10 protein-coding genes are annotated in these 17,829 nt (G+C 34.7%); 5 read left to right on the top strand and 5 right to left on the bottom strand.

The genetic code is table 11. From position 1 onward, the window contains the following. The first annotated feature begins 602 nt into the window (after nt 1-602). Together dnaE and KHA98_RS13180 are read left to right on the top strand one after the other, a co-directional pair. Complete coding sequence (gene dnaE / locus KHA98_RS13185; protein ID WP_213258402.1) at nt 603-5,144, top strand: DNA polymerase III subunit alpha; 4,542 nt, start codon at nt 603-605, stop codon at nt 5,142-5,144. Between the two features lie 177 nt (nt 5,145-5,321). After that, nucleotides 5,322-6,248, top strand: a complete 927-nt coding sequence (locus KHA98_RS13180; RefSeq protein WP_213258401.1) for an outer membrane beta-barrel protein — start codon at nt 5,322-5,324, stop codon at nt 6,246-6,248. 199 nt (nt 6,249-6,447) lie between these two features. Here KHA98_RS13180 and KHA98_RS13175 read toward each other — a convergent pair whose 3' ends face one another. The 4 genes from KHA98_RS13175 to KHA98_RS13160 form a co-directional block, all read right to left on the bottom strand. Continuing rightward, on the bottom strand, nt 6,448-7,440 hold the full coding sequence (locus KHA98_RS13175; protein WP_213258400.1) for a Gfo/Idh/MocA family protein: 993 nt from the start codon (nt 7,438-7,440) through the stop codon (nt 6,448-6,450). A gap of 380 nt (nt 7,441-7,820) precedes the next feature. Then, nucleotides 7,821-9,929 carry a prolyl oligopeptidase family serine peptidase gene (locus tag KHA98_RS13170; RefSeq protein ID WP_213258399.1) on the bottom strand — a complete coding sequence of 703 codons (2,109 nt, stop codon included), beginning with the start codon at nt 9,927-9,929 and terminating at the stop codon, nt 7,821-7,823. Between the two features lie 130 nt (nt 9,930-10,059). Next, entirely contained in the window at nt 10,060-12,267 is a 2,208-nt protein-coding gene (locus tag KHA98_RS13165; protein ID WP_213258398.1) for a TonB-dependent receptor, read from the bottom strand. A 156-nt stretch (nt 12,268-12,423) separates the two neighbouring features. After that, nucleotides 12,424-12,744 carry a hypothetical protein gene (locus KHA98_RS13160; RefSeq protein WP_246522338.1) on the bottom strand — a complete coding sequence of 107 codons (321 nt, stop codon included), beginning with the start codon at nt 12,742-12,744 and terminating at the stop codon, nt 12,424-12,426. A 224-nt stretch (nt 12,745-12,968) separates the two neighbouring features. Here KHA98_RS13160 and KHA98_RS13155 point away from each other — a divergent pair, with 224 nt between their 5' ends. Beyond that, entirely contained in the window at nt 12,969-13,703 is a 735-nt protein-coding gene (locus tag KHA98_RS13155) for a porin family protein (protein ID WP_317192578.1), read from the top strand. Here the strand turns inward: KHA98_RS13155 and KHA98_RS22920 are convergent. After that, nucleotides 13,698-14,402, bottom strand: a complete 705-nt coding sequence (locus KHA98_RS22920; RefSeq protein WP_246522336.1) for a hypothetical protein — start codon at nt 14,400-14,402, stop codon at nt 13,698-13,700. The genes KHA98_RS13155 and KHA98_RS22920 overlap by 6 nt on opposite strands. Nucleotides 14,403-14,583: 181 nt before the next feature. Between KHA98_RS22920 and KHA98_RS13145 the strand changes: the two genes are divergently transcribed. Then, a complete protein-coding gene (locus KHA98_RS13145; protein ID WP_213258396.1) occupies nt 14,584-17,055 on the top strand; it encodes a bifunctional UDP-N-acetylmuramoyl-tripeptide:D-alanyl-D-alanine ligase/alanine racemase in 2,472 nt (823 codons plus the stop codon). Nucleotides 17,056-17,258: 203 nt separating this feature from the next. After that, a complete protein-coding gene (gene mscL / locus KHA98_RS13140; RefSeq protein WP_213258395.1) occupies nt 17,259-17,636 on the top strand; it encodes a large conductance mechanosensitive channel protein MscL in 378 nt (125 codons plus the stop codon). Nucleotides 17,637-17,829 lie beyond the last annotated feature (193 nt).

Genomic DNA, 17,829 nt, shown 5'->3' with positions numbered 1-17,829 from the left:
AACAAAAGTAAAAAAAGATGCAAAAGCGTCAATTTCAATATTTCATTATATACGATACCCAAACTAAAATACAAATTGCGAATACAGTTTTGTACTTTGAATTTTGATCAAAAAATAAAACATAAATTAATTTTGATTTTCTTTTTTAATTTAAATTTTGCTTCACTTGTTTTAATTTTAATAGTTGGCAAATTTATCTTAAAATCACTATCAAATAGAGTGTTTTGTTTGAAAAAATGTAACAAAAGGAGTAAAAATAGTAATAATTGTTATTTTTGAATTCTATTGTAAAGTGATGTTCTTTTTGTTTTTTCAAGCTCGAAAGAGGCTTTATTTCGTCTTATTTAGAATCAATAAAACGCCAAAATACTACGACATCCAAGAAGTGATTTTTTATTAAATTTTATGAATTTTAAGAGAAAATCTGATAAAAAAATAAGAATGTCTTTTTAAGAAATTATCCATTTTCTTTCTGATAAAAAAGCGTAAATTTGAATTCCTTCCATTTTCATTTCGCATTTTGTTATGTTTCATGTTGTCAGTATTTTGCAACAGGAATGACTTGGAGTTTGGAGCTTTAAAACTTGACTTTTTACAATTCTATGTATTTAATATTCGATACCGAAACAACCGGATTACCAAAAAACTGGAACGCGCCAATCACCGATTCAGATAACTGGCCTCGCTGTATTCAGATTGCCTGGCAGCTTCATGATGAAATGGGGCAGCTTATCGAGCATCAGGATTATTTGGTAAAACCAGATGGATTTAATATTCCGTATGACGCCGAACGTATTCACGGAATTTCGACGGAATTGGCTGAAGCCGATGGGATTACGCTGGCTGAGGTTTTGGAGAAATTCAACATCGCATTAAGCAAAACCAAATTTATTGTAGGTCAGAATTTAGGTTTTGACGTTAATATTATGGGCGCCGAATTTCATAGAATGGGAGTAGAGTCTCAAATGAGTTCTATGCCTGTTCTTGATACTTGTACCGAAGTTACCGCTTCATTATTGCAGCTTCCGGGAGGTCGTGGAGGAAAATTTAAACTTCCAACATTAACAGAATTACACAGTTATCTTTTCGATAAACCTTTCGCCGAAGCGCACAACGCAACTGCCGATGTCGAGGCAACTACGCGTTGTTTCTTAGAGTTAGTAAGAAGAGAAGTTTTTACGAAAGAAGAACTGGATGTTCCGAAGGAATATTTTAAAGAATTTAAAGAAAGAAATCCACAGGAATTTCCTTTAATTGGTTTAAAACACATCAATTTAAAAGCGGCTTCTGATAAAATCAGAGAGCAGATTAAAGCTTTACAGGTTGATGATAAAAAACCTGCTGTTTCAGATTCAGAAAGAGCAGATTTTAAAGCCGCAAAATATTCGCATCTACACAATCATACGCAGTTTTCGGTTCTTCAATCGACTATCGGAATTGGAAATATTGTTTCGGCTACAGCCAAAAATGGAATGCCGGCCGTTGCAATGACGGATACCGGAAACATGATGGGAGCTTTCCATTTTGTGAGCGCTGTTATGAATCATAATAAAGCGGCTTCCGGAAAAAACAAAGCTTTGGTTGAAGCCGGAGAAGAACCAACAGAAACAGAAATTAAACCAATTGTTGGTTGTGAATTTAATGTCTGTGAAAACCACTTAGACAAAAGCAAAAAAGACAACGGAAATCAGATTGTGTTATTAGCCAAAAACAAAAATGGTTATCACAATCTGGCAAAAATGTCTTCGATTGCCTTTACCAACGGATTTTATTATGTTCCGAGGATTGACCGTGCTATTGTTGAACAATACAAGGAAGACATCATGGTTTTGTCCGGGAATTTATACGGGGAGATTCCGAGTAAAATTCTGAACATTGGTGAAAATCAGGCCGAAGAAGCTTTAGTTTGGTGGAAAGAGCAATTTGGAGATGATTTTTATCTTGAATTGATGCGCCATAATCAGGAAGATGAAAATCGTGTAAATAAAACCCTGATTGAGTTTGCCGAAAAGAACAATGTAAAGCTTATTGCAACCAATAATACCTATTATTTAAATAAAGAAGATGCCAATGCACACGACATTTTATTGTGTGTAAAAGACGGTGAAAAACAGGCAACGCCAATTGGACGTGGTCGTGGTTATCGTTACGGACTTCCAAATCAGGAATATTATTATAAGTCTCAGGATGAGATGAAAAAACTCTTTTCTGATATTCCCGAAGCTATTATTAACATTCAGGAAATTGTCGATAAAGTAGAAATTTACTCGCTTTACCGAGATGTACTGCTTCCAAAATTTGATATTCCACAAGAGTTTGTCGATCCTGAAGATGAAAAAGACAATGGTGTTCGTGGTGAAAATGCTTATTTGCGACACCTTACTATGGAAGGTGCCAAACGAAGATATGGTGAAATTACCGAATCGATTCAGGAACGTTTGGATTTTGAGTTACTGACGATTTCGAATTCAGGATATCCGGGTTATTTCTTGATTGTACAGGATTTCATCGCCGAAGCTAGAAAAATGGACGTTTCGGTTGGTCCCGGCCGTGGATCTGCAGCGGGTTCTGCCGTTGCGTATTGTCTTGGGATTACTAATATTGATCCGATTAAATACGACTTACTTTTTGAGCGTTTCCTAAATCCTGACCGTATATCGATGCCCGATATTGATATCGACTTTGATGACGAGGGTCGTGGACGTGTGATGGATTACGTAATCAATAAATACGGTCAAAAACAGGTGGCTCAGATTATCACTTATGGTAAAATGGCAACCAAATCGGCAATTCGTGATACGGCGCGTGTACTGGATTTACCTTTGTTTGAAGCCGACAGAATTGCAAAACTGATTCCGGGAATGATGCCGGGAAAATGGAATCTGGCGCGTTTCCTTTCTGAATCAGAGGATGATGTTAAAAAAGCATTAAAAGGTGCTGATGAATTTGAACTTGTAAAAGAATTAATCGCCATTGCCAATGAAGATGATTTGGCTGGAGAAACCATTCAGCAGGCAAAAATTTTGGAAGGATCGATGCGTAATACGGGAATTCACGCTTGCGGGGTAATCATTACGCCGTCGGATATTACCAATTATGTGCCTGTTACGACTGCCAAAGATTCTGATTTATATGTAACTCAGTTCGATAACTCGGTTGCAGAAAGTGCCGGACTGCTAAAAATGGACTTCTTGGGTCTGAAGACCCTTACGCTGATAAAAGATACCGTTAAACTGGTAAAATACAGAACCAACATTGATCTGGATCCGGATACTTTCCCAATTGATGATGAAGAAACCTATGCACTTTTCCAAAGAGGAGAAACGGTTGGAATCTTCCAATACGAGTCACCCGGAATGCAGAAATACATGAAAGACCTGAAGCCAACGGTTTTTGGAGATTTAATTGCGATGAATGCCTTGTATCGTCCAGGACCAATTGAATATATTCCGTCTTTCGTTCGAAGAAAAAACGGCGAAGAAGAAATCAAATACGATTTAGATGCTTGCGAAGAATACCTGGGAGAAACCTACGGAATTACGGTTTACCAAGAGCAGGTAATGCTTTTGTCTCAATCTTTAGCTGGATTTTCAAAAGGTGATGCCGATGTATTACGTAAGGCAATGGGTAAAAAGCAAATTGAAGTCCTAGATAAAATGAAACCTAAGTTTGTCGAGCAAGCAGCTGCAAAAGGCCACGATGCCAAAATTCTGGAGAAAATCTGGAAAGACTGGGAAGCCTTTGCGAGTTATGCCTTCAACAAATCGCACTCGACTTGTTATGCATGGATTGCATACCAAACGGCGTATTTGAAAGCGCATTATCCTGCAGAATATATGGCAGCGGTACTTTCGAATAACATGAACGATATTAAACAAGTTTCGTTTTTTATGGAAGAATGTAAACGTATGGGATTACAAGTTTTGGGTCCAGACGTAAACGAATCCTACTATAAATTTACGGTAAACGATGATTATGCCGTTCGTTTCGGAATGGGGGCGATCAAAGGTGTAGGTTCGGGAGCAGTAGAAACGATTGTAGAAAACAGAAAAGACGGAAGATATAAATCGATTTTTGATTTAGCGAAGCGAATTGATTTGCGTGCGGCCAACAAAAAAGCGATTGAAAATTTAGTGCTTGCAGGAGGTTTTGATTCGTTTGAAGGAACAACCAGAGCACAATATTTTCATAATGATGGCGACGGGATTACGTTTTATGAAAAAGCAATTCGTTATGGATCGAAGTTTCAGGAAAATGAAAATTCCTCACAAGTAAGTTTGTTTGGAGAAGCAAGTGAAGTGCAGATTGAAGAACCAATTATTCCTGCATGTGAAGATTGGAGTACAATGGAAAAACTAGCAAAAGAGAAAGAAGTTGTTGGAATTTATATATCGGGTCATCCACTTGATGATTTTAGATTTGAGATGAAATATTTCTGTAATTCTCGCTTGGAAATGTTGAAAAACATGAATGACTATGTTGGGAAAAATTTGAATTTTGCGGGTATTGTTTCGAATGTACAAAGACGTGTCGCTAAGAATGGTAAAGAATGGGCTTCTTTTAATTTAGAAGGCTATGATGAGAGTTTTGAATTTAAGATTTTTGGAGAAGAGTATTTAAACTTTCATAGATACTTACTACCTAATAATTTCGTTTTTTTTAAAATTCTGATAAAAGACGGTTGGGTTAATAGAGATACTGGTAAAAAATCAGATCCGAGGATGCAATTTGTAGACGCAAAACAACTACAAGATATACTAGGGCTTTTTGCTAAAAAATTAGTTTTATTATTAAATATTAAAGATCTTCAAACGGAATTTATTCATAGATTAAGTCATTTATTTAATGAGAATAAAGGCGATAATTCGGTGACTTTTGAAATCATGGAAATCGAAAACGTAAAGCGTTTAATAGAAGTCGAAACCACAAGTGAATTTGAAGATAACGAAGATGCTGTTTTTGTTGATGAAAATGACGACAATGAAACAGTTTCCGGAGAAGCTAAAATGCAGGAAGTAAAAGAGGTAGAAGAGGTAAAAGTTGTTACCAAATTGACTATGCCAAGTCGTAGGCTTAAGATAAGAATTTCAACGGAATTATTGCAGGAATTAGAAAAAATGCAGATAAACTTTAAGCTGAATTAAATTTTAACAGTTAAAATTTAGAAATATTGAAAATTTTTATGTTAAAATTATGCATGCATAATAGTTTTTTAGTAATATTGCCCGAAATTACAACGTTTTCGTACCAAGTCTAACTTTGCAGACCTTAAGAATATGTTAAAATATTTTATGTTTGCATAAATTAATTAAATCAGAATTATGAAAAAGAACCTATTTTTATTAGGATTATTAGTTTGCTCTATGGCCACAATGGCGCAAACAGAAAAAGCAGATAAGCCAGAAAGCTGGTATTTTAAATTGGGTGGATCTTATTTCAACCAAACTGCTTCAACTGAATTTCCAACTGTTGGAGGACATGACGCAATGGACAGAACTTATGTTGGAGGAAAATTAGTATCTGAAAAAAGTGTTACAGGTTCTTTTGGACAAGGTTTTAGAACGGGTATAGCAGCTGGATACCGTTTTTCAGTACGTTTAGGTGTTGAATTAGGTGTTAATTACTACACTAGTAATGATAAGAAAATGGCCCAAACAACTTCAGATTTACCTATTACACCAGCTGGTGTTTATAGCTTTAAATCAGTAGGTCAAATTACTGCTTTTGATGTAGCTCCTGCCCTTGTAATGTTTTTAGGTGAAGCTCACGGTTTTGAACCATATACAAAAGTAGGTGTTTTAGTTCCTATTCATGGGGATTTAGAAATTACTTCTGATGCCTATGCTCCAATTGCGTTTAGCCCAACAGGAGTTCCAACAGCTTTTGGTAATGTTCATAGTGTTGATAAAGTGAAGCCTAATCCTACTTTAGGATTTACAGCTGCAATGGGAACTTCTTATAAATTAGGAAAACATATTTCAGCTTTCGCTGAATTAGAATACCGTAACTTCACAGTACACGGAAAAACTAAAGAAACAACAGATTTTACAGTTAATGGTAATGATGCTTTAGCTACAAGATCAACAGCTCAAATTCATACAAACTACAGAGATGGTTTAGATGTTAATTCAAACAACGCATTAACTAATCCTAATGGTGTAAACAAAGATAAACCAATGGATGAGTTAAGCTCTTATGTTGGAATCTCTGGTTTAGGATTAACTTTAGGAGTTAAGTATAGCCTATAATTTTCCATTTTTTTTATAGTTTTTAAAAGAGGATATTCGAAAGAATATCCTCTTTTTTTGTTTTTTGTCATTTCGACGTAAGGAGAAATCGCACTAGAAACTCGACAAAGATTGGCGATTCTCATTGCGTAATCCCGAGTGCGATTTACTTCGTCTATTCGCTGCCGCTCGAGTCTCCTTACGTCGAAATGACAGGGTTTTACTTCGATGCCCTAAATTCTTTCAAAACTTCATCAATAACCCAGGTTGTTCTCGCGCCGGAAGTTCCTTTAGATGGCGAAACATCATTATTACCTAAAAGTTCAGCAACAACAGTTTCAATGCAAGGTTGTTGAATATGAAGCGGATTTTCGATTGTGATACTTTCTTTTTCTCCATTGGTATATTGAATATGTATTGGATCATTTCCAAATGTTGAAAAAGAAATTTTTCCTTTGTCACCTACAATTTCGGTATTATCGTATCGTTCAAAACTGGCAAAATTCCATAAACCGGAACCGTGAATTCCATTTTCAAATAAAAATGACATCGAGACTGAATCTTCGGCAGGATATGCTTTAAGCTGAGAAGTTGCGTGTCCGCGAACCGATTTTATCGGACCTAAAACAAAGTCCAGAAAATCTAAAGTGTGGCAGGCGAGATCAACAAATATTCCTCCTCCTGAAATATGTGGCAAAACGGTCCATGGAAGATTTATTTCGTCATCGTAACGTTCTTCAAAAGGATGATATAAAACACAATTTACGTGTCTGATGTTGCCTAATTTTCCCTCGTCAATTATTTCTTTAATTTTTAAAAATCTGGGTAGGCTTCTTCTGTAATAGGCCACAAATAAAGGAACATTGTGCTCTTTGCATGCGCTGATCATTTCGTTGCATTCCTCAAAAGTCAAAGCCATTGGTTTTTCTACATAAACAGGCTTTCTGGCTTTGGCGCATAAAATGGTATATTCTTTATGTGAAGAAGGCGGAGTTGCAATATAAACGGCATCGACTTCAGGATCATTAATTAAATCTTCTGCGTTAGAATACCATTTCGGAACGTTATGGCGTTTGGCATAATCTTCGGCAAGTGCTGCATCACGGCGCATCACGGCAACCAAGGCAGAATTGGGAGCTTTCTGAAATGCTGGCCCGCTTTTAACTTCGGTTACATTCCCGCAGCCTATAATTCCCCATTTTATAATTTTCATTTTAAGTTTTTTAAGTTTCTCAAATTTAAGAGAAAAAAGTTAGCCACGACTCGAGCGATAGCGAATAGGCGAAGCAATTCACGAATTTTTTTAATCTGCATGTTTAAAAATGTGGTACTAAATTGCTTGAATTATACGAATTTATTTCGCGCAGATTTAAAAAGATTTTAGCAGATATGTGCAGATTTTTTTAATCCACTTAATTTCTTATGAAAAAGATGGCCACGAATTCACGAATTATTTTTTCACGCATATTTGAAAAGATGAGTACAGTTTTTAAATTAAATCGGCTTAGATCTGCTGAATCTGCGTGAAACAAAAAAAGCCACGATATTCAGAAATAATTCGTGAATTCGCGGCTAAAAAAATAGTTTAAAGGTTTACTTGTTAGGTAAAGCTTTATAGTTCATATTGTAAAGTGTGAACGCCTGAATGTCTACATTTTCCTGAATTGTAGCCGCAACAGATTTTCCTGCACCATGACCAGCTTTAACATCAATTCTAATTAAAACAGGATTATCTCCAGCTTGCTTATCTTGTAATTCGGCAGCAAATTTAAAACTGTGAGCCGGAACCACACGATCATCATGATCACCAGTTGTAACCATTGTTGCAGGATATTTTACTCCGCTCTTAACATTTTGAACCGGAGAATAACCTTTTAAATATTCAAACATTTCGTTGTTATCCTGAGCAGTTCCATAATCGTAAGCCCAACCCGCACCAGCTGTAAAAGTGTGGTAACGAAGCATGTCCATAACACCAACCGCAGGTAAAGCTACTTTCATTAAATCAGGGCGTTGTGTCATTGTTGCACCAACTAATAAACCTCCGTTAGATCCTCCGCGAATAGCCAGATAATCAGAAGATGTATATTTTTGAGCAATTAAATATTCGGCAGCAGCGATAAAATCATCAAATACGTTTTGTTTTTGCAATTTTGTTCCTGCGTCATGCCATTTTTTGCCATATTCACCACCGCCTCTTAAATTGGCAACAGCGTAAACACCTCCGTTTTCCATCCAGACAGCATTTGCAATGCTGAAACTTGGCGTTAAACTAATGTTGAATCCACCGTAACCGTAAAGAATAGTTGGGTTTTTACCGTCTAATTTAGTTCCTTTTTTGTAGGTAATAATCATCGGGATTTTTGTTCCGTCTTTTGAAGTATAGAATACTTGTTTAGACTCATAATCTTCACTTTTAAAATCCACTTTTGGCTTTTGATACACTTCAGATTTACCGGATTTTGCCTCAAGAGAGTAAATGCTTCCCGGAGTGGTGTAATTTGCAAAACTGTAGTATAATGTCTTTTCGTCTTTTTTTCCACCGAATCCGCCTGCTGTACCAACTGCAGGAAGTTTGATTTCGCGAACTAATTTTCCGTTGTAATCATATTGCTGCACAAATGAAACAGCATCTTTCGTGTAATTAGCGAAGAAATAACCAGCACCAGTAGAAGGAGATAAAATATTTTGTGTTTCAGCAATAAAATCTTTCCAGTTTTCAGGTTTCGGATTGCTTACATCAACAGTAACAACACGTCCGTTTGGAGCATTAAAATCAGTTTCGATAAACAATTTTGTACCTTCGTTTTCAATGATAGAATTTGAACTATTAAAGTTATCTACGATTGTGACAATAGGGCTGTTTGGTTTCGTTAGATCTTTAATATACAATTCGTTTCCGTAAGTAGAATTCGCCGCTGTAATGACTAAATAATGGCTGTCTTCAGTAACGTAACCACCAACATATCTTCTTTTTAGGTCGGCACCAAAAATAACTTTATCCTCTTTTTGAGAAGTTCCTAACTTATGAAAATACAATTTATGCTGATCTGTTTTGGCAGATAATTCGCTTCCTTTTGGTTTGTCGTAACTAGAATAGTAAAAACCTTCATTTCCGTGCCATGAAATGCCACTGAATTTTACATCAACTAAAGTATCTTCTAAAACTTTTTTAGTAACAACATCAATAATAATAACTTTTCTCCAGTCGCTTCCTCCTTCAGAAATTGAATATGCGGCTTTACTGCCGTCTTTACAAAAATCTAAACCACCAAGTGAAGTGGTTCCGTCTTTAGAAAATGTATTTGGGTCAAGAAAAACCTCTTCTTTACCGCTTTTATCTTTTCGGTAAACAACAGATTGATTCTGAAGACCGTTATTTTTAGAATAATAAGTAAATTTTCCTTCGGTATGCGGAGCGCCAATTTTTTCATAATTCCAAAGCTTTTCCATTCGCTTTTTAAGTTCTTCGCGAAACGGAATCTGTTCTAAATAACCATATGTTACTTTGTTTTCGGCTTTAACCCAGGCACCGGTTTCATCAGATTTGTCGTCTTCAAGCCAGCGGTAAGGATCGCTTACTTTTGTATTAAAATAGACATCGACAGTTTCTCCTTTTTTGGTTTCCGGATATTGAATTTTATTTTGTCCAAATGAAATTCCTGCAGTAGTAATGGCCATTAGTAAAAATGTTTTTTTCATAAATAAGTTTGTCGGTTTTTAACAAAAATAGCACTTTTTGTTTTGAAAAATTAAACCATATAAGTCATATAAGTAAATATTAGCAAAGTCTTGATTAAGTGTACTTATATGGCTTATATGGTAAAGGAAATTATAAGTTAAAATTAACTCCAAGAACGATATTTCTTCCAATATTCGGGATACCGTCTGTTTTTAATCTCGAAAGATGTGCAATATATTTTTTATCGAATAAATTGTTTCCGTTTAAGTTGACATCAAAAGCTGTTTTTCCCAATTTTACGGTTCCTCCAAAGCCCAGATTTACCAAAGTATATCCTTTTGAAGCCGTTTCGAAACCACTAACATTATCCTGATTAAAAGTTGAGGAAACATTCAAAGAAGCAAAACCTTCACTTAACCAGTTTTTAATGTTGAATTCAGTTCGAAGTGTGTTGTTCCAGTTGTTAGCCGGAATTAAAGGTAAGTAATCATCGTTGTCTTTTTTACCGGTCACGGTTTCAAAACTAGTTTCAAAATGCAACCAATCCAAAGGATGCGGATGAAAGTGTAAACCAACTTCTCCTCCATACAATTTTGCATTATCCTGAATATAAGCAAAAACATCGTTATTGTCTAAAGTTTCTCCGGTTGGTGAAGTATAAATATAATTGTTTACATGATTGTAAAATCCATTAACAAAGAACTCAAAATGCGTATTTTTATACTCTAAGTTTAGATCGGTCTGAACGTTCTGTTCTGTCTTTAAGTCAGCATTTCCAATTTCATATCGGTTTGTTCCTTCGTGAACACCATTAGAAGTTAATTCAGCTAAGTTTGGAGCTCTAAAACCGGTTGCTATATTTAAACGAAGCGTTAAAGGTTCAGCTAATTTAGTTTTGTACCCCAGAGAAGCATTAAAACTGTCAAAAGATCGGTCCAAAGCCTCAAAATAGCCTTCTTCACCCGCTGTTCCGTGTGCAATAGAATTAATATTCCGGTTGTCAAAACGTAATCCAGCCTGAATAACACTGCTGTTCCATTCGTAATTTGCAGTTCCAAAAACACCAAAATCATTTGTAGTGGCATCCGGAATCAAATACTCTTCACCCGAATTTTTATTCGTTTGATGCATTCCCTGAACGCCTAAAATAGTTTCGATTTTTCCGAATTTTGGAAAATGATATTTTGCATTATAATTGAAAGTATTCAGTTTCATGTGAAGAGAAGCGTCGTTACTGTCTTCAAATTCACTTCTGTCATTTGCGATATAACCTAAATCAACATCCAGTTTGGAATTTTCAAAAAAGACAACATTATTCAAACTCAATAAATGGTTGAATATGCCTTGTCTTGGAAATTGTGTGTCTTTGCTTGAAGATTGTTCTGCAATTCCATCCTCCGGAATTCCAATGTCCAGTTTGTTGTAATTGTATCTTAAAACGCTTGAAAAAGTGGAGTTGCTGTATCCGATTCCGGTTTTAAAATCGGTTTCATTGTAACGTGAATTTGTTACGCGATCGCCATCTGCAATTTTATAATCAGAATGCGTGTTGTAACTTCCACGCGCTAAAAATTTCCAGTTATCTGTAGATGTTTTTAATCCGATAGAAGAATTACTTCCCTGTGTATTAGTAAAATATTTTTGACTGAAATTAGCTTTAAAAGTTCCGGCATCAGCAAATTTTTCAGGATTAAAATATAAAACCCCACCCAACGCGTCAGAACCATATAATAAAGAAGCAGGACCTTTAATCACTTCAACACTTTCGATTCCGGCATCGTTTAAACCTAAACCGTGTTCATCTCCAAATTGTTGGTTTTCGATACGAACTCCCTGAGAATACACTAAAACACGATTTCCGCTAAGTCCTCGAATAACAGGTTTTCCGATGGAAGTTCCTGTAGAAATCTGAGAAACTCCAGGAATTGTGGCTAAACCTTCGATTAAAGTTGAAGTTCCTTTTTGTTGTAATGTTTTGATGCTTTCATGCTCAATTTTCATTACGTTTTGCGATTGCAATTTGTTGAAAGGCGTTGAAACTACCACTTCATCCATTTCCAGAATAGATTCTAAAAGTGTAATATCTAAGGTGTTTTGCTTTACTAATTTTGCAATTGTTTTATTTTGAGGAGCAAATCCAACGAAAGAAAAAGCAAGACGCAAAGTTCCGTTTGGCAGATTTTTTAGTTCATATTTTCCGTTCTCGTCTGTTGTAGTTCCTTTATGTAATTCCGGGGCATAAACTGAAACACCCGGTACAGGTTTATTTTGAACGTCGGTAACAATTCCTGTTACAGAATTTTGAGCAGATAAAAGGCTCGAAAACCCCAGAATAAGGGCTAATATTATTTTTTTCATTTGAAAATGATGCTATAGTTAATTGATTTTCTTTCAAAATGAATATAAAACAGACGTCTAAGCTTTCTGATCCTAATTAGTAAATAGGATGAGGAAACTCGTCGTGATTTTAAATTCAGATTTAAAGATGTTGTTGTATTCGGATATTCCGAAAATTTAAGAAACTATAGCAGTTGGGGGGCCACGTAAGAAATAAGCGCTTTCTGAAAATGAATCTATATTTTCTGAAAAGGCAAAGAAATAAGGGATTTCTTTATGAAAAGTATAAAACTGAAAGGAAAAGTTTTCAGGAACAATGTAACTTCCAAAAGCAAAATTACAAACATAACAAAGATCATAATTATGATGCTGATGCGTTATTTCTCCGCTTGGATCATTGTAATCGTGATGACATTGTTTTTCTGAAAGCTGCTTTATAATGTGCTCATAACTATGTACAGACTGAAACAATATTGAGAACAATATTGTCAGCGCCATAGAAAGACTTATTATGAGCTGCTTTTTCTTCATTAAGGACAAAGGTATAAAAGAGCAATGAAAAAGTGGTTCATTTTTTTAATTCTATTACTGATTTATTGAAAAAAGTGCAACAAAAGATTTTGTTCGTCGTGAAAAAGAGAATTATTGCTTTCAAATCTCATCTTGAACTAGCATTATATTATATTTGTATGTAAAATAAATCAACCCCAAAAAACGTTTACTTGAAAACTTCCATTAAACCAAAATACGATATGCGAATACTTTTTAGTTGTTTGTTTTTAGTTTCGTTTTTCAATGCTTTTTCTCAGGATGAGGTGAAACCCGAAGTAAAACCAGTCGTTAAAATTGATTCTTTATATCGTGAAGATCAGTTTTATTTCACGGTAACGTATAATATGTTTACAAATTTGCCGGATAATTTCAAGCAAAATAAATTCTCAGCCGGACTTTCTGGAGGTTTTTTGCGTGATATGCCCATCAATAAAGCCCGTACATATGCAATTGCAGCAGGTATTGGATTGAGTTATCAAAATTATTACCAAAACCTGACGGTGTCCAGAGACGGATCAGATCAAATAGTTTATAGTGTTTCCGATTATGGAGAGTTTGTTTCTAATCGATACAGACAATACTCTGTAGATGTTCCTATCGAGTTTAGATGGCGTACTTCAACCTTTGAAAGCACTAAGTTTTGGAGGGTATATTTGGGTGTGAAATTAAGTTATGTGTTTTCAAGTTCTTCTCTTTTAGATGACGGAGAAACAAAATACAGGATAAATAACAACCCAAATATTAATCAATTTCAATATGGTCCTTATCTTTCGGCAGGATTTAATACATGGAATATTTATGTGTATTACGGAGCTGCTCCGTTGTATAAATCGGTTAGAACTATAAGTGGCGAAGAGATCAAATTAAAAACACTAAATGCCGGATTGATCTTCTACATTTTATAGCCACAAATACAAAAATAAAAGCTGCGGTATTACTCCAATTGCAAGACCAATAACAATTTCTTTGGGCGTGTGAGCATTCATTTCTAATCTTGATGAAGCTACAACGCCTGTTAGAAGGATTAATAATGCCGGCCAATATGGGTTTTGCATTTGCAAATGCATATTCAGACCAATTACAAAAATCGCAAAACCACTTATAGCCAAAGTGTGTAAACTTGCCTTTATTTTGAATAAAGAACAGACTAAAGCCAAAATAGTACTGAATAAAGCCCCCAGAAAAAAGAAATGCAATTCTGGATAACGTGCTATAATAATACTTCTTTTTACCAATAAAATATACAAAAAGCATTGTAAAATAAGCGGAATTTTGCGCTGCGAAGTTTCATGTACCATAACTGAACTTACATGACCGGTTGATTTTAGCAACAGGAAAAATAAAACAGGAACCAGAATCGTAATAATAAGAATCTGAAACAATACAAAGTATTTTTCCTGATTGGTAAATGCATCATCTTTACAAAAAAGGTAAAATAAGGTAGCATACATCGAAATAAAAACAGGATGTAAGATATAGGAGAATAATGGCAGGATTCTTTTCAAAATGCGGTATTTAAGGGTGTAAAAACAAATATAATCAAATAATGGTTTTTGCCACGAATTACACGAATTTTCCCGAATTTGATTTTTGTTAATTAACATTTGATTTATTTTTCGCTACTCCAGATAGCTATCGGGATAAGAGGATTAAAGAGATATAAAATCAGTGGCAAAGGAAAAAATAAAATTAGAGGAAATTGGTGTAATTCGTGGCAAACTTTTTCCTCTAAAGAAGCAATTCGTGGCAAACCTTTTTTTAAATTTGACAAAAAGAATTTCTAAAATGAGCATAAATCTTAAAAACCTTGTCCCGGTTCTTGATGCCAAATGGTTGGGTAATGAAACGGATATTTTTGTAGATCACATTTCAATCGACAGTCGTTCGTTGCAAAACGGATCGCAAACTTTATTCATCGCCTTGTCTGGTGCAAATAATGATGCTCATTTATACATTGCTGAACTTATTGAAAAAGGAGTTCAGAATTTTGTGGTGCAATATATTCCTGAAAATGTAAAAGACAAAGCCAATTTTTTGGTGGTAAAAAATACTTTAAGTGCATTTCAGCAGTTGGCCGCTTTTTATCGCGATTTATATCATTTTCCGGTTATTGGTTTAACCGGAAGTAATGGAAAGACAATAGTGAAAGAATGGCTTAACTTTTTATTGAGCCCTGATTATAATATTATCAGAAGTCCCAAAAGTTATAACTCTCAGGTTGGCGTTCCGTTATCGGTTCTTGCGATCAATGAGAAACATAATTTAGGAATTTTTGAAGCCGGAATTTCGACGATTAACGAAATGATTAATCTCGAAAAAATAATTAAACCAACCATTGGAGTTTTAACCAGTATTGGTTCTGCGCATGATGAAGGTTTTGATGATCTTGAGCAAAAAATCCAGGAGAAATTATTGCTTTTTAAAGAATCGAGCGTAATTATTTATCAAAAAGAGCAGTTGGTAGATCAAAGTCTAAAAACTTTTTGTAATCAATATTTAGTTAAAGAAAGAGTGCTGTTTTCATGGAGTTTTACAGATAATACTGCAGATGTTTTTATTCTGAAAAAAGAAACTAAAAACGATAATGTATTCATTCAGTATCAGTATCAGAATGAAACTTTCGATTTAGAAATTCCGTTTAATGATTCAGCCTCTGTAGAAAATACCATTTCTTGTTTGCTGGTTTTGCTTTATTTTAAATACGATTTTAATACGATCCAAAGCAGAGTCAAAATGCTATATCCGGTGCACATGCGCCTGGAGGTTAAAAACGGAATAAATAATTGCAGTATAATTGATGATAGTTACAGTTCTGATTTTCAATCGCTCAAAATTGCTTTGGATTTTTTAGAAAGTCAGCAAAAAAAGAACGCAACGAAAACCATTATTTTATCGGATATTTTCCAGAGCGGATTTTCAAATGAAGAGTTGTATTCTAAACTGGCGCAACTGGTTTCAGATAATAAAATAAGCCGAATGATTGGAATTGGATCAACGATTTCTTCTTTTAAGAGTAAATTCCCAAACAGTATAATGTTTGAAAATACGGCCGAATTTATAGCAGAAATTGAAAATCTAAACTTCAGTAATGAAACGATTTTGATAAAAGGAGCAAGGTCATTTCAGTTTGAAGAAATTGTTTCGCTTCTTGAAGAAAAAACACATGAAACAGTACTCGAAATCAATCTGGATTCTATAAGTCATAATTTAAATTATTACAAATCAAAACTGGCGAGTGATGTAAAAATCATGGTGATGGTAAAAGCTTTTGGTTACGGAAACGGAGGTTTGGAAATTGCCAAATTACTTGAACATCATAAAGTAGATTATTTAGGTGTGGCTTTCGCCGATGAAGGAATTTCATTGAAAAATGGCGGAGTAAAATTGCCTATTATGGTTTTAAATCCTGAATCGACCAGTTTTCCTTCGATTATTCAGTACCAGTTAGAACCGGAGATTTATAGTTTAAAAGGACTGAACGCTTTTTTGAAAATTGCAAAAGAAAAGAATCTGAAAGATTTTCCAATTCACATTAAATTAGATACAGGAATGCACCGTTTGGGTTTTGAAGAAAATACAATTGAGGAATTAATTGAAACTTTAAAACACAATTCAAGCGTTCGTGTTCAAAGTGTTTTATCACATCTGGCGACAAGCGATGAACCAAAACACTTTGGATTTGTTGAAAAGCAAATAGCTTTATTCGAACAATTATCTTCAAAATTAATAGCAGAATTAAATATAAACCCAATTCGTCATATTTTAAATACATCCGGAATTAGCAATTTCCCGAATGCGCAATTTAATATGGTTCGTTTAGGAATTGGTTTGTATGGCGTTTCTAATGATCCGACAGAACAAAAATACCTGGAGAATGTAGGAACTTTAAAATCGATTATTTCTCAGGTTCGCGTTATTCCGAGTGGTGACAGCGTAGGGTACGGACGTCGTTTTATGGCTCAGAAAGAAACAAAAATTGCTACAATACCAATTGGTTATGCTGATGGAATTTCGAGATTATGGGGAAATGAAGTTGGTTTTGTTACTATTAAAAATCAGAAAGCAAATATTGTAGGCAGTGTCTGTATGGATATGCTGATGGTAGATGTAAGTCATATCGATTGTAAAGAAGGCGATTCAGTGATTATTTTCGGCGAAAGCCCTACAGTTGTTGAGATGGCTGCGGCACTAAAAACGATTCCATATGAGATAATGACTAGTATTTCGCAGCGTGTGAAGCGGGTATTTTTTAGATAGCATTATTTTTAAACCATATAAGTGATATAAGTTCATTTTAGTTGGACTTGTTTCTTTTTTTGGTTGATTATGCATTTCAATTATACAGGGCTTATAATTTCTTATATGACTTGTGTGGTTTAAATGTGAATGAAAAATGTGGTTTTTTTAAGGAAAATTACGTATTTTCGGTATCAATATTTATAAACTTAAACGTAACAATTATGGGATTTTTTTCAGAATTTAAACAATTTGCAATGAAAGGCAACGTAGTTGATTTAGCTGTCGGTGTGATCATTGGTGCTGCTTTTGGTAAAATTGTAAGCTCATTTATTGAGGATGTAATTACTCCTTTATTGTTGAAGCCTGCTTTAGATGCCGCTCATTTATCAACTATCGAAGAATTAACTGCGTTTGGAGGTGTTAAGTACGGTTTGTTTCTGTCAGCAGTAATTAACTTTATAATAGTTGCTTTTGTATTGTTTATTATCATCAAAGGGATAAATCACGCCAAAAAGAAAGAAGAAGTTGTTGTTCCGCCAGCAGGACCAACTCAGGAAGAATTGCTTACACAAATTAGAGATCTATTGAAAAATAAATAAAAATATAATACCGCTACACTAAGTCTAACTTAACCGCTTCTTGATTGAGGCGGTTTTTTTATAATTTGTCTCGTCCTGAAAAAAGTTGACTATAATAGATGTAATTATGTCAACAGAAAGAAAACATTCTAAAAATCCATTGCCTCCCCAAACTTTCAGTGAGGTCTTTAAAAGGAAGGTCGTAAAAGAATTT

The sequence above is a fragment of the Flavobacterium branchiicola genome, from assembly GCF_018383905.1.
GTDB classification, from domain to species: domain Bacteria; phylum Bacteroidota; class Bacteroidia; order Flavobacteriales; family Flavobacteriaceae; genus Flavobacterium; species Flavobacterium branchiicola.
This window is presented reverse-complemented; position numbering and strand designations above follow the sequence as displayed.

Excerpts from the sequence above, each read along its gene's own strand:
- dnaE (WP_213258402.1), top strand. The coding sequence starts at position 603 with ATGTATTTAATATTCGATACCGAAACAACCGGATTACCAAAAAACTGG.
- KHA98_RS13180 (WP_213258401.1), top strand. The coding sequence starts at position 5,322 with ATGAAAAAGAACCTATTTTTATTAGGATTATTAGTTTGCTCTATGGCC.
- KHA98_RS13175 (WP_213258400.1), bottom strand. The coding sequence starts at position 7,440 with ATGAAAATTATAAAATGGGGAATTATAGGCTGCGGGAATGTAACCGAA.
- KHA98_RS13170 (WP_213258399.1), bottom strand. The coding sequence starts at position 9,929 with ATGAAAAAAACATTTTTACTAATGGCCATTACTACTGCAGGAATTTCA.
- KHA98_RS13165 (WP_213258398.1), bottom strand. The coding sequence starts at position 12,267 with ATGAAAAAAATAATATTAGCCCTTATTCTGGGGTTTTCGAGCCTTTTA.
- KHA98_RS13160 (WP_246522338.1), bottom strand. The coding sequence starts at position 12,744 with ATGGCGCTGACAATATTGTTCTCAATATTGTTTCAGTCTGTACATAGT.
- KHA98_RS22920 (WP_246522336.1), bottom strand. The coding sequence starts at position 14,402 with ATGTTAATTAACAAAAATCAAATTCGGGAAAATTCGTGTAATTCGTGG.
- KHA98_RS13145 (WP_213258396.1), top strand. The coding sequence starts at position 14,584 with ATGAGCATAAATCTTAAAAACCTTGTCCCGGTTCTTGATGCCAAATGG.
- mscL (WP_213258395.1), top strand. The coding sequence starts at position 17,259 with ATGGGATTTTTTTCAGAATTTAAACAATTTGCAATGAAAGGCAACGTA.